General features: G+C 57.6%; 11 protein-coding genes. 3 read left to right on the top strand and 8 right to left on the bottom strand.

Annotated elements, in window-relative coordinates; genetic code table 11:
• The first annotated feature begins 5 nt into the window (after positions 1–5).
• A complete protein-coding gene (locus VGR81_03280) occupies positions 6–872 on the top strand; it encodes a hypothetical protein (protein ID HEV2287955.1) in 867 nt (288 codons plus the stop codon).
• 29 nt (positions 873–901) lie between these two features.
• Here VGR81_03280 and VGR81_03275 read toward each other — a convergent pair whose 3' ends face one another.
• The 7 genes from VGR81_03275 to dacB form a co-directional block, all read right to left on the bottom strand.
• Positions 902–1324, bottom strand: a complete 423-nt coding sequence (locus VGR81_03275) for a hypothetical protein (GenBank protein HEV2287954.1) — start codon at positions 1322–1324, stop codon at positions 902–904.
• A gap of 107 nt (positions 1325–1431) precedes the next feature.
• Positions 1432–3165 carry an RNA polymerase sigma factor RpoD gene (gene rpoD / locus VGR81_03270; protein HEV2287953.1) on the bottom strand — a complete coding sequence of 578 codons (1734 nt, stop codon included), beginning with the start codon at positions 3163–3165 and terminating at the stop codon, positions 1432–1434.
• Positions 3166–3794: 629 nt separating this feature from the next.
• Entirely contained in the window at positions 3795–5594 is a 1800-nt protein-coding gene (dnaG, locus tag VGR81_03265) for a DNA primase (GenBank protein ID HEV2287952.1), read from the bottom strand.
• Positions 5595–5600: 6 nt separating this feature from the next.
• A complete protein-coding gene (locus VGR81_03260; protein HEV2287951.1) occupies positions 5601–6137 on the bottom strand; it encodes a GNAT family N-acetyltransferase in 537 nt (178 codons plus the stop codon).
• A gap of 11 nt (positions 6138–6148) precedes the next feature.
• Positions 6149–8557: an endonuclease MutS2 gene (locus tag VGR81_03255; GenBank protein HEV2287950.1), complete on the bottom strand. Its 2409-nt coding sequence runs from the start codon at positions 8555–8557 to the stop codon at positions 6149–6151.
• Positions 8558–8634: 77 nt separating this feature from the next.
• Positions 8635–9225 carry an LOG family protein gene (locus VGR81_03250; GenBank protein HEV2287949.1) on the bottom strand — a complete coding sequence of 197 codons (591 nt, stop codon included), beginning with the start codon at positions 9223–9225 and terminating at the stop codon, positions 8635–8637.
• A complete protein-coding gene (gene dacB / locus VGR81_03245) occupies positions 9222–10826 on the bottom strand; it encodes a D-alanyl-D-alanine carboxypeptidase/D-alanyl-D-alanine-endopeptidase (protein ID HEV2287948.1) in 1605 nt (534 codons plus the stop codon). The genes VGR81_03250 and dacB overlap by 4 nt, the downstream gene beginning before the upstream one ends.
• A 275-nt stretch (positions 10827–11101) precedes the next feature.
• On the opposite strand from dacB, the gene VGR81_03240 reads away from it, so the two are divergent.
• Both VGR81_03240 and VGR81_03235 read left to right on the top strand, forming a co-directional pair.
• Entirely contained in the window at positions 11102–11830 is a 729-nt protein-coding gene (locus VGR81_03240; GenBank protein ID HEV2287947.1) for a lipid-binding SYLF domain-containing protein, read from the top strand.
• Between the two features lie 161 nt (positions 11831–11991).
• On the top strand, positions 11992–12633 hold the full coding sequence (locus VGR81_03235; protein ID HEV2287946.1) for a hypothetical protein: 642 nt from the start codon (positions 11992–11994) through the stop codon (positions 12631–12633).
• Here VGR81_03235 and VGR81_03230 read toward each other — a convergent pair.
• A complete protein-coding gene (locus VGR81_03230; GenBank protein ID HEV2287945.1) occupies positions 12623–13684 on the bottom strand; it encodes a radical SAM protein in 1062 nt (353 codons plus the stop codon). The genes VGR81_03235 and VGR81_03230 overlap by 11 nt on opposite strands.
• Between the last annotated feature and the right edge of the window lie 292 nt (positions 13685–13976).

The following is a 13976-nucleotide window of genomic DNA, read 5'->3' as shown; positions in this document are numbered from 1 at the left end:
TTTCTATGGTGCAAACGAAATGCCCAAAATGCGGCGCGGCGACAATCCCGGCGATGGGCCGGTCCTATTGCAAGAGGTGTGGGTGGAATCGCGACGCCGCCGAACGGCGACTTACCCGCGTGCGATGGATCATACCGGCGTTGATTGCAATATTCGATCTGATGGGAGTAATTGCCCTTGGCATCGAACAACATAACTGGGTCGGCGCGATTTTGTTTGCCACGCTGCCGACGCTGCTGCTCGGCGTGATTTTTGCGGGCGCCACGCAGGGCTTGCGGCAACTGCGCGATGCGAGCCAAGGAACTGGCGAGGGCAACGATGCGCCGGTAAGTACAACCGAAGATCATGCGATCCGCGGAGGAAAAGCTGAACAATACGATTTCCTGCTTTCGCTCTCTCCACCGCGGCCTGTGCAATTGACGCGACGCGGAAAGCTGACGTTCAGTGTGATGCTGCTGATGGTGCTCATCATTGAGATGCTGTTGCTTTCAAATCTTTATGGCGTGTGGGAACGATCTCATTCGTTCGCCGAATTTCGTGGACAAGAATTTTTTTTCGCTTGTATCGCGCTGCTGATTGCGATCATTCCGTATTTCATGCGGCGATGGGCCCGGCGCGATTGGAATCTGTTGGAGAACGGTGCGGTGGCGAAAGGCCGCGTCATCAAACAACGCTACTTCAAGAACAATTCGACGATTACGTACGAATTCCAGGATGCAAGTGGCAAGTCACACTCGGGTTCAGGAAACGATTTTACTCGTACTCTAGAGGAAGGAATGAGCGTAGCTATTTTTTATGATCCGCAACATCCGGAGAGCAATCTCGCCACGTGCGCTTCTTTACTGGAAATCGTGAACCCGGCCGGAGAATGATGCGCTGAGGCTCAGTTAACGAAATCCGATCAACGCTGGGCGAGAGGAATGACGAGCTTGAGTGCCGTGTGCGTCCCGGAAAAACTGACGATTTTGACGTCAACCAGACCAGAGACAAGGGCTGCAGCGCGAACATCAGTTTCGCGAATGTGCTCAACACCCTTCGGATAAACCACCCAGATCGCTCCGTTCGATTTCAGACGCGAACGAAGCGAAGATAACTTCTTCAGATCGCTCTTGCTTTCAACACCCAGGAAAATCAGATCGGAATTTCCCAGCGGGCGAAACAGGGAGATGTCGTTTGCGCGTTTCCGAAGCTGGTCAAGGAAAGCGGCATCTGAGATTTTTAGGACCGCGGCGCGGCTTTCCGGTTTGACGCCGAGCTTGTCGAGCAACGGCACATGCGAGTAAGACTTCTCCGATGGCCTCGGTTTCTTAGATTTTCGATTCATTTCCTCACTTCACAGCTGCGCATCGGAACGGCACTCAGTGCAGCGTAAGAAACCGCGGCCAGACGCACGATGAATCGCTCAGGAAGATCTTCTGCGTTCCGCACAAATTAGAATTCGTTGGCGCTGCCTTCGAGAAATGCGCGGAGCTTGCGCGAGCGCGAAGGATGGCGCAGCTTGCGCAGCGCCTTCGCTTCAATCTGCCGAATGCGCTCGCGCGTGACGGCGAAGGATTGGCCGACTTCTTCGAGCGTGTGCTCGCTGCCATCATCAAGACCGAAACGCATCTTGATGACTTTCTCTTCGCGCGGCGTAAGCGTTTTCAGCACGGACGAAGTTTGCTCTTTCAGGCTGAGATTGATGACCGCATCGGACGGCGAAACGACGGCCTTGTCTTCGATGAAATCACCGAGATGCGAATCTTCTTCTTCGCCAATCGGAGTTTCGAGCGAGATAGGCTCCTGCGCGATTTTCAAAATCTTGCGCACTTTCGCGACAGGAATATCCATGCGCTTGGCGATTTCTTCCGACGTGGGTTCGCGACCCAGTTCCTGCACGAGCTGGCGGCTGGTGCGAACGAGCTTGTTGATCGTCTCGATCATGTGCACGGGAATGCGGATCGTGCGAGCCTGGTCGGCGATGGCGCGCGTGATGGCCTGACGAATCCACCATGTGGCATAGGTCGAGAACTTGTAACCGCGCCGCCATTCGAATTTGTCGACGGCCTTCATCAGGCCAATGTTGCCTTCCTGAATAAGGTCGAGGAACTGCAGGCCGCGGTTCGTATATTTTTTCGCTATGGAGACGACAAGGCGAAGGTTCGCTTCGATCAGTTCCTTTTTGGCCTGCTCGGCTTCGATTTCTCCGCGAACGATGATTTGCAGGGCGCGCTTGAGTTCCGGCGTGCTGACTTCGGCGGAAATTTCGATTTCGCGCAGTTCAGTGCGGCGATCTCGAAGTTCACGCCGGGCTTCGGCGAGAACATCGCCTTTGGAGGCATCCACGCGCCGCTCGAGCTTGGTGATTTCTCGTTCGAGAGCGTAGACGCGCTCAACGGTCTGGCGAAGTTTGTCGATGAGACGTTTGCGTTCAAACGGATTGAAATCGAACTCGCGGACGCGATTCGACATTTCGATGCGCGTGCGCGACAGAGCATAACGGGCGTGAAGATAGGAGCGCTTCTTGGATTTCGGCGTGCGTTCGAGTTTCTGGGCCTGCTTCAGCGCCTGAAGATAAAGCTTGGCAATGCGATCCAGTTGCTTCAGCGTTTGCTTGGTCTTGTTCTCGATTTTTTCTTCGGTGAGCTCTTCATCGTCAAACTGAACGATTTCCTTGATGGAGCGCGCGCCGCGGCGCAAGTCATCCCCGATGGCCATGACTTCCTTCAGAACCAGGGGAGAGCGCGTAATCGTCTTCAGAACAAGAACCTGGCCGCGCTCGATCCGCTTGGCGATGGCGACTTCGCCTTCACGCGTCAGCAGCGGCACCGTGCCCATTTCGCGCAGGTACATGCGCACCGGGTCGTTCGTTTTTTCGAGTGCCCCCGGAGTCAGATCGAGATCGACTTCGTTATCAGATGAAGAAGACGCCGATTCTTCCCGGGCGGGTTCGGCCGATTCGCCAGCTTCTCCCGCAGCAAGCGCAGCTTTCGCGCTGGAGAGGTCTTCATACACATCGATGCCATAGCGCTCGAATGTCGAGAGCAGATCATCGATTTCCTCGGAAGAGTGGACCTCTGCCGGAAGGATATCGTTCACTTCATCATAGAGCAGATAGCCGCGCTCCTTGCCCATATTGATGAGCTGGCGTACCTGGTCATACTTTTCTTCAATTGCTACAGTCAAGTTTCCTCCCCCAAGCGGGGCGGGCGTTCGCCAGCGGGCGGAACGCTTCTCAATGCGCTGAGCTCAGCCGGAGAGAAGACACCCCAGCGAGCGGGATTCATAGCAAACCGATATGACGGATGAAACTGATGATTCGCACCGCGAAGACGATCTAGACTTCCCACTCCCGCGCCCGATTTCCCCAAGCCCCTACCGCGCAACTTGCTATCATTGTATCAGATGCAGCAAGTGGCCACTCCGTTTCGTCCAAAACCCTACTAGCATAGCCTTGAACCTGCCATTGCGTCAATTTGGTTCTTAAATTCTGGCTCGCGTCCGGAAGAGGCTCCAAAGGCGGCCATGTTCGGTTGCCCGAGGATGGACGAAAGGGAGAATTCATGGATGTGAGGAGGCTCCGCGGCAAATTAGTCGTCCTTAACTACTACATGCTATTGGTTTGTGAGGGTTACGGATGTCCATGGTGGGAATGACGCGCCCCCAGCCAAAACGCATCGCTCTTCAAGGAGACAGTAAAGCCGGGAACGACGAAGCTCTTGATTTCTATGCTGAGCTTTTCAACGTCTATTCGCGCGGGGGGATACCAGCAAATCGCTGCGGAGGCGGCAGACGTCTGAAAGCTTTCCTTTGTGCTAAGGCTTCAAACTCGGGCCATCTGCATTCGCGGCCAAGGATTGATGGCCTTTCAGTCTTGCCAGCTCTTTCTTTAGCTGCATGAACTCGCCCTGCAGCTCCAATCCTTTTTGACCGGGTGCAAGCGCAGCGATCTGACGGCCAATCTCTGTGAGTTTTTCCTCCATTTTGCGGCATTCCAGTTCGACGAGACACGACTCTGCCTCCTCCCACTTCGACTCAGGCGCAGCTTCGAAGAGAATCTCGAACAGGAGACGCCGATCGCGTTCGGGAAGTGACTCAGCCAAAGCCGCCGGGTCGGGGCGCGCGCCCGAACGCGCGGACTCCACAAGGACTTCGAAGATTCGCTCGGTTTCGAGACCTTTGTGAAAAGCAGCATCGGCGATTCGCTGCGCGAGATTTTCGCGGAAGCCTTCTGCTTCCACAAGCATTTGCATCAGGCGGCGCTCGGCGGGGCGGACCGCAGAGGCCATTAACTCCGGCTTTTGCTTCACCTCGCTTCGTCGTTCGGCAACCGCACGGCGAAGGGCCTCACGAAGCACAGGTTCCTCGATGCGCAATTCCGAGGCGATCTTGGTGGCGAGTTCGGAGCGCAGCAGGCGACTCGGAACGCGCTGCGCGTAGGGCATCAGAAAATTCACTGCTGCAAGTTTGCCCTCTGCCGTCGTGCGATCCATACGCCGTGCGCGAGCGATCAAGTAATCGAAATAGGCTGGCGCTTCGCGGAGACGGGCCGCATAGCTATCCGCACCATTTTCCTTGATGTATTTGTCGGGATCCGCGCCGCCGGGAAGAGCCAGGACGCGCACGTCAAATTCCTTTTCGAGCAAGAGAGCGAGCGACCGCTCCGTCGCAGCTTGACCAGCCGTGTCCGGATCGTAATTCACGACGATGCGGCGCGAAAAACGCCCGAGAAGCTTGATCTGGCCCTCGGCGAGGCTCGTCCCGCAACTGGCGACAACATTTGCAACTCCCGTGCGTGCAACAGCGATGGTATCCATATAGCCTTCGACAAGGACGGCAAAATCACTCTTGCGAATGGTTTCTTTCGCGCGGTCGAGATGATAGAGGACGCTGCTCTTCGTGTAGATCGGCGTCTCAGGCGAGTTCAAATACTTGGGATTGTCGTCGCCGAGCGCGCGCCCGCCAAAGGCAATCACTTTTCCAGATTCGTTGGCGATGGGAAAAATGATGCGGCGGCGGAAGCGATCGAAGAGCCGGCCGCTCGCATCGCGCGAAAAAAGTCCGGAGGACTCGAGCAGTTTTTCCGCATACTTCCCCTTCAGATGCCGAACCAATGCATCGCCCGACGAAGGTGCGTAGCCGAGACCGAAGCGTACAATTGCATCCGCATCGAGACCGCGGTCTTCGAGATAGGCCTGCGCGACTTTGCCTTCAGCAGAGGAGTTCAGCGTGCGAGTGAAAAATGCTGTAGCCTCGCGATGAATTTCCACGAGCGCGCCGCGCTGTTGATTCTCGCGGCGCTCTTCTGGCGAATGCTCGCGCGGCTTCGGAACCGGAATGCCACACTTCTCCGCAACGCTGCGCACCGCTTCGGGAAACGAAATCTTGTCCATTTCCATTACGAATTTGAAAACGTCACCGCCCACACCGCAGCCGAAGCAGTGATAGATCTGCTTCGTAGGATGGACGGCGAATGACGGCGTCTTTTCCTGATGGAACGGGCACAAGCCGGCGAAATTCTGGCCGCTTTTTCTCAGCCGGACGTATTCGCCGATGACGCGGACGATGTCCGCCTGCTGCTTCACGCGCTCGGCAAATGAACCTGCTTCGGCCAAGGTGTTCTAAAGCCCCCCGCGCTGCCCGGAAGAAGCGAAGTGGCGGGCGTAAACGGCGATTTCAAATCCATCCTTCGAAGACATGCGCTCAAAAGTCATACCCAGTTTTTCCATGATGCGCAAGGAGACACGATTTTCCGGCATGGCGATGGCGATGACGCGCTCCAGATGAGCGTATTCCACCGCGTGCCGCAATGCAACGTGCGCGGCTTCTGTGGCGAGTCCGCGGCCCCATTGATCTTTCGCGAGGCGCCAGCCGATTTCGATTTCCGAAGCGCCATCGAGTTCCAGAGGCTGTAAACCACAATCGCCTATGAGGCGACCTTCCGGCTTCAGAAGCAACTTCCAGAAACAATAACCGCGCTCGCGGAGATAATTTTGCTGGCGCGTAATGGATTCGCGAATCTGATCGTCGGAGCGCGAGACGCCGCCGTTGATGTAACGCAGGATTTCAGGGTCCGTGAAAAGCGGCCGCGCCGCCGTGACGTCGTCAAGTTCCCAGCCGCAAAGCCAAAGGCGTTCCGTTTCGAGATAGGGTTTCATTCGCAGCTCGCCTAACCTTTCAAATCGGCAATGGTGATGGCTGCGCCGCCGCGATCTTCCGCTTCAAAGTGAAAGCCGGAGACGAGAGGATGCGTCGCCAGAAATTCTGCCAGCCCCCGGCGAAGCGCGCCCGTGCCATGTCCGTGAATGATGCGCACGCGCGGCAATCCATTCAGAACGGCGGCGTCGATGAACTTGTCGACGCGGCGCGACGCTTCTTCAACCGTGTTGCCAATGACGTTGATCTCATTCGCGGAAGGCTCTTCGGCCGGTGTCGAATGAACGGTAATCGTGCGCTGTGGTGTTGCAGTTGCTGCGCGAACGGCTTCATGTGTTTCGATACCGAGGATATCTGCCATCGGAATCTTCATGCGCATGGGCCCAGCCTGAATCTCTGCGGATTTTCCGTCGCGGCGCAGCAGCACAACCGGTTCTTTCATGCTGCGGATGCGCACGCGCATGCCGTCAACAAGCTGCTGTGGTTCGACCGGCTTGGGCACTTCGATCATCGCGCCGAGATCTGCCTGCGACGCAGACAAAGTTTCGAGCACGGCAGCATCCGTCTCTCCGCGCGCGTCGGATTCGATTTTGGCCATGCGGCGCACACCAAGCTTTTCGGCTTGCGCGCGGAACTTGCGGTCTTTAATTTCCGCTGTGAGTCGTCCGACCTCAGCTTCCAGCCGTTTTGTCGTGGCTGCGAATTGCTTTTCAAGTTCGCTGATACGGCGCCTCTGGCGTTCGACCCAATCCGTTTGGAGGGCGCGGCGTTCCAATTCAAGCTGGCGCAATTCTTCCTTGGTTTGGTGCTGAAGCTGATCCATCTCGTCGCGGCTGCGATGCAAATAGGCGATCAGCTCACGAGCCTCGCGCGTCTCGGGCGAAAGACCCGCCCGGGCGCGCTCGACAACGCGCGCCGGAAGCCCAAGCCGGCTTGCAATTTCGATTCCGCTGGAAACGCCCGGCACACCGGTGAGCAAACGATACGTAGGGCGCAGGTTCTCTTCGTCGAATTCGACCGCGGCATTGACGATGCTGGGAGTGGTCGATGCATAGGATTTCAGGCGATCATGGTGTGTGGTCGCAAGCGTCAAGCAGCGGCGAGTGCGAAACTCCTCGAGCAGAGCAACCGCGAGCGCCGCACCTTCCTCGGGCGCTGTTCCGGTGCCCATTTCATCGACCAGCACAAGCGTGCGATCGGTGGCGCGTTCGAGCATGGACTTCAGGTTCAGCACGTGCGCAGAAAACGTTGAAAGATCGGCGCTGATGGATTGCTCGTCGCCGATATCCGCGAGAACGCAATCGAAAAGTGGCAGCTCAGCCGTTTGCGCCGCCACAGGAATTCCGGATTGCCCGGCAAGCGCGGAAATGCCGACGGTCTTCAGCGCAACGGTCTTGCCGCCGGTGTTCGGGCCGCTGATAACCATCACGGTTTCACTGCCGCCAAGTTCGAGCGACACTGGCACAACCTTGCGGCCCGCTTGGCGAAGATTGTCTTCAAGCACAGGATTGCGCGCGGCCTCGAGACGCAAATGATTATCATCGGAAAATTCGGGAATGGCGGCATCGAATTCCCGCGCGTAACGGCCGCGTGCGAAAACGGAATCGAGATGAGCGATTGTTGCCGCCGCGTGTTCCAGCGGACCGCGCTCCACGCGCAAATGCTCTGTGAACTCGGCAAGAATGCGCGCGATTTCAGCCGCTTCCTCTTCTGCCAGCTGCACGAGGCGGTTATTGAGCTCAATCGTCTCGAGCGGCTCGACGAAGAGCGTTTGTCCCGTCGCGCTCGCGCCGTGTACGACGCCGGGAATCGCGCGGCGTTCGGACGAGCGAACGGGAATCACAAAGCGGTCATTGCGAAGCGTGACGTAATCCTCGCGCGAGCCTTCCGCGTGGGCGCAGAGAATCTTTTCGAGCGATTGCTGAATCCTGCTGCGCGACTGCGCGATATTTCCGCGAATACGCTTCAGCGCAGGCGAAGCGCCGTCGCTGATCTCTCCATTGGGCAGAATCGCGCGGCGGATCTGCGCGGAGAGCGACCGAAAGTCAGCGAGTGACGCAGCGCGTTCCGTCAGACGGGGATATTTCGTTTCCTCGCCGCGAAGGGATTGCCGGAGACCAGCCGAAACGTCCATGAGCGAAGCGGCATCGAGAATGTCGGCGGCGGCGAGCACTGACGCGGGCACGGCAAGCCGCGCCAGCCAGTCGGCCGGGTCGGCGAGCGAGCCAAATCCGAGCTCGGCGCCAGTGCGAAGGTAGGAGATGGCTTCGCGAACGAGCGCGAATTCCGCGCGCAGCGCTTCGGCGGCAAGTCGAGGCGAGAGCTGTTCCGTAGCTCGATGACCGGGCGCACACGTCGAATAGCGCGCGACGATTTCACGCAGACGGCCAAATTCGAGGAGTTCTTCGGCGGTGCGACTCACACGCCCAAAATGGTGGAATAGCGGCGCAGTGTCAAGCTGCGGAAATCTTTTCGCACGCCCCGGCCGCTCATAAATGCTCAGACATGCGATCTTGCGTTCGCGGAAAGCATGCGAGCCAGGTATTCCGCGGCGTCATGGGGACCCTCGGCGTAGTGAATGATGCGAGACGAGGCTTCGCCCCACGTGGCTGCATGGCTGGTTTCAACCTCGCGTACGCGTTCGATAATCGGCTGCCAGAAATCGCCGACAATCGCAAAGGGCTTCGCAATCATGACGCGCTTGTTCAGCATCTCCCACACGACGGCTAGTTCGACAAGCGTCCCCGTGCCGCCGGGGCAAGCCACGTAGCCCGAACCGCGCCGCACGAGTTCGAACAAGCGTTCTTGCCAGGTCTTCACGCGTACTTCTTCATCAATCCAGCGATTGGTACGGGCTCGAAAAAATTCCGCCGTGACGGCGAGCGTGCGGCCTCCCACATCCTTGGCGCCTCGCGACGCAGCTTCCATCACTCCGCCGTAACCGCCGTTGCAAACGACGAAGCCACGCGAAGCAAGCGTCGCGCCCAGTTCACGCGCCAGAGTGTAATGTCTATCGCCTTCGCGCGGGCGCGAACTGCCAAAGACTGTAACGATCCTTTCGATGTTCTTTGCAGACGCAGATTTGTTCATCGATGCTTCTTGGCTTTTTTCGCGGGCGTTCCGAGATTCTCGACCATCGCTTCGCAGATTGTGTCAATCAGATTCGCCGCATCGCGGCCCGTCGTGCCGTTGTGATTCACAAAAATGGAAAACCCGAGGTGCTCGCCGTTCACGGTCGTCGCAAAACCGGATAACGCTTGCGTGTGCTCCACCGAACCGGTCTTCGCTTCCACGCGCCCTTCGGCCGGCGTGCCCTTCATGCGATTGTCAAGCGTACCGTCAACTCCGGCGACCGGCAAAGTGCTTGCGAACGAATCGCCCCACGGCTGGCGACGCGCATATTCGAGGAGCGCGACAACCGCCTGTGGCGTGACAAGATTTTCGCGCGACAAACCGGAGCCGTCATTCACAAGAACGTCACTCGGCGTTATGCCAATCGACGTGAGGAAATTTCGTTCGGCCTGAAGGCCTGCTGCGCGTGAGCCCACGCCCGTTTTCTCTCGCGCTATGGCGCGCAGCAGGATTTCGGCGTGCAGATTTTCGCTGACCTTGTTCAACACGCGGATAATTTCGATAAGTGGCGGCGAATCGCGTTCGGCGAGCACCGTGGAATCCGGCGCGGTATTCATCGCCTGACTCGTTGACCCATTTCCTGTTTTTCCCGACTGCATCATCCTGCAGCAATCGATGGAGCTTGGGCCCGCGCTAACAATCTCTGGCGGCGGTGGTGCATGGCGAACGCGAACATCACCCCGAATGCGAACACCGCGCGCAAGAAGCAGTTGCTCGAGCACGTTTGCCGTGTATTTTGCAGGATCGGGCATTGCCATCGCCAAGTCCACCGGCGCGTGTCCGAGAGGCACTGAACCACGCACAAGGAAAGGTTTCGCACCGGATTCCTCCACCGTATCAATGGCCACCGGCGAATCATCCGCGCCAGTTGTGATCGCATAATCGTAAACGTCGTAGCCGGGCCACGGCTCGACAGTGACGGTAGCTTGCTCGCCGACGCGATCGCCGGGCATTACCTTGACATCCAGTCCGTTGTCGTCGAAGCAAATCGCACTGACTGCAGCGCCATAATCGAATGGCAAATCGCCCATTGCCCAGCCGCCCGGAAAAGGTTCGTAGGGAAAATAACTGTCGTCCGCAACGATGTCGCCATCGATTTCCTTGACGCCTTTGGCGACGATCGCATCCGCCAGCGCGGCAAGCGGCGCGTCCGAGTCGCCGGTCACGGGATTTTTCGCGTCATAGGGAATGGTGCGATTGGAAAAATCCGGATCGCCGCCTCCGACGAAAATGAGATCGCCGCTCAGGCGTCCAGATGCATCAACCGTTCCTGTAGTCTCGATTGTCGTGTGGAAACGATAATTGGGCCCGAGATCTGTCAGAGCCAGCACGGTCGTAAAAAGTTTCGTGTTGGAAGCAGGTGTGAAGTAGCGGCCGGAATTCAATTCGTAAAGCGTTTTGCCGGAATCAGCGTCAGCAATCAGGATACCGGCGAACAGTTTCTGCGCGTTTGGCTGAGCAAGCGCGGATTCTACACTGCGGCGAAACCTTGCGACGCCGGCGCTTTCGCGGAGCGCCGCTGCTTTATTAGCCGGCGGTTTGGCCAGTGCCCAGGGCACCAGGCAACCTGAAAACAAAAGCACAGTTGCGCCGATGCTTCTCGTGAATTTTGCGCCGCATGACGAAAGCCAAGGTTTTCGCATAAGGAGCCGCATCATGATAGAATTACAGAGTCGCGATTATATGCCAGATTTTTCTAGAGCAGCGATGGCGCGACTCTCTTTAGGCCTCACATCGGTCATCGTCCAGCCGGCCGATCCCAGCCATTGTAAGTTGTCTTGTTTGTGAATAAGATGAGCCAAATTTGGTTGCGAAATACAGGAGGTATCTTCTCATGCGCAAAATGCTGACCATCTTAACGGCCCTGGCAATGGTCCTCTTGCCAGTGATTCTCACGCCCTCCACCGCACGCGCGGATAACAAGGACGCCGAACGCCTTCAAAACGCCGGCGAAGTGATGAAGGATATCCTGAACATACCTGACGACATCCCGCAGGACTTGCTCGACAAGGCGGAATGCGTGATCGTGATCCCCTCGGTGCTCAAAGTGGCATTTGGAATTAGCGGCAGCTACGGCCGCGGAGCAATGACCTGCCGCACGGGCGATCATTTCCGTGGCCGATGGGGCGCGCCTACAATGATCGCGCTCGAAGGCGGCGGCATCGGCTTTCAACTCGGCGGGCAGGCGACCGATTTTGTCCTGCTGGTAATGAATGCTCGCGGCGCGAATGCGATCCTCAGCAGCAAAGTGAAGCTGGGTGCTGACGCATCCGCGGCCGCCGGACCGAAAGGGCGGGATGCTTCCGCAGACACCGATGTCACAATGCGCGCGGAAATTCTCAGCTACTCACGGTCGCGCGGTCTGTTTGCTGGTATTTCGCTCAATGGATCTACTTTGCGGCCCGATAACGGTGGGAATGAGAAAATCTACGGTAGGAAGATAGATGCCAAGGATATCGTCTTGAAGGGCGGCGTGGGCATTCCGGCACCCGCGCGATTGCTGATCGATACGCTGGAAAAGCATTCGCCAACGAACAAATCAGACCCGAAGTCGTTGCAGTAAACGCGATTCGAGCGGCCGGCCGCGTATAGTGGCTGGCCGCTCACTCTCTGCTCGCAATTCCTTTTCCGCGAGAATTTCCCAGTGTCCACAACTGCTCAGGCTTGCTGCATTCGCTCGATTCTCATAATCTGGAGATTCGTCAGTGACTCTGGGAGACATTCGTGAGCTGTCCAATCTGTGAGAGACGTGCGCCGAAGCGGTTTTGCCCGGCGAAAGGCGAAAATATCTGCGCCATCTGCTGCGGCACGAATCGTGAAGTCACCATTGCTTGCACGCCCGCTTGCCCGCACTTAGTCGCCGCCCATCGTTACGAAATCGAGCATCGCAAGCCGCTCGATCCGAAGGACGTCCCGTTTCCGGATCTCGAACTTTCCGTGGAGATCCTCCGGCGCAATCAGGAATTGCTTTCTGCGCTCGGGCTCTCCATTCTAAAATTCGTGCGTGAAAATACGACAGCAAACGATCCGGAAATTCTCGCCGCGCTGACGGCGCTTGCGGAAACCTATCGCACGCTCGAATCCGGAATCTACTTCGCGCGCGAGCCTGATGCTCCTTTGCCGCGCGCGCTCTGCCGCCAACTCTCGGAATTCTTGCAAGAGATTAAGAAGCAGGATGCGCAACAAACAGGATTCAGCAGGCTAAAGGATTCGGAAATCTTTCGGCTGCTCGTCTTTCTCTTGCGCGTAGGAACGCGAGAGACAAATGGCCGACCGCGCTCGCGCGCATTCATCAACTCTCTGCAAGCTCAATTTCCGCAGACCGCTGGCAAAGAAAGCGATGCTCCGCGAATCATCATGCCGTGACGCGATTTTCGGAGCGCAGCTCACCCGCTCGCGACACAACAGGCAGCGTGATTGCATGAACGCACGGCGGCGTTTGCGTCCCCAGGGCAAGCGCCAGTTGCGGCGATCGCCAAGATTTGTTCGGCGAACGCTCCGGGCGCGTATCGAAGCCATATTTCTTGCGCAGGCGTTCCATGCGCTCGCTGATCTCCCGGCGATACGATTCCGGAGCATCGGCGCGGTTCGCATACCATTCGCGATAGCGGCGCGCGAGCTTCGGAAATTTCGTGTAAATGAAAGGAAGGAACTGTTTTGCTGCTGCGGGCATCAGGAAAAGCACTCTTCCTGCAAACCACTCCCCTGCCGCCTCGCGCACAGCGCAAGCCAAAGCATCGAGGTCCTCTTCTGCATCGGTGATCCCGGGCAGAATCGGCATCGCCAGAACGCCCGCCGAAATGCCCGCGTCTCGCAACCGCCGCAAAGCGGCAAGCCGGAGGTCCGGTCGTGGCGCGCGAGGTTCCAACAATCGCGCAAGCCGCGTGTTCAGAGTTGTCACGGAGAGATTGACACTAATCGCCGAACGCTCGGCGACTTTCTTCAGTAATTCGATGTCGCGGATCACGCGATCCGATTTCGTCGTAATCGAAAGACTTAGTCCCTCGCGCTCTGCCAATCGCTCTAGAATCGACCGCGTTATCTGAAATTCCTGTTCGGCCGGCTGATAAGGATCCGTGGCCGTGCCGATGGCGATGTGATCGCCCCAGATTTTCTCATTTTCGAGGTCGCGCCCCACCAGCGCGCTGGCATTTTCCTTCAAGTAGATTTTCCGCTCGAATTCGCCGCCGTCGATTTCCATGTATTCGTGGGTGTAGCGTGCGTAGCAGTATTTGCATCCGAATTCGCATCCCCGGTAGGGATTCACCGTCCAGCCAAAAGGGACTCGCGGCGAATTGCAACGATTCAATATCGAGCGGACAGAAAGACGGAAATACTCGGTCCCGCGTTTGGCTTCAGCCAAAGGGGAGGAAGCGGCGAGGCGTGCGATACCGACCAGTCCCTCTGCGGGCTTCATACTCCGGCTTTCGGCCGGAGGGGGCGGAGAAGCGCCGCGAGGCTCACAAGTGCCGTTGGGTGCGGCAGCGGGAAATAAAGTGAGGCTGGTGTCGATCAAGCGTCGCGTAAGGCGTCTTTTGGACGCCGGTGCGGCTCGAAGCGTGGGAAAAGTGGCCATCGGTAACGAATGCCTCGCCGAATGGAATGCGGCAACTATATTCGCTTTTTCTTCGCTTTGTCAAGAGAAATAATTCGCTTTTTATTCGCCTTAGACGTACTGACCCTCCGGCCAGCGTCTGCCTTGGAAACAC

The organism is Candidatus Acidiferrales bacterium, assembly GCA_035934015.1.
GTDB lineage: Bacteria > Acidobacteriota > Terriglobia > Acidiferrales > UBA7541 > DAHUXN01.
Note: the sequence above shows the minus strand (reverse complement) of the source record. Positions and strands in the feature narration are given on the sequence as shown.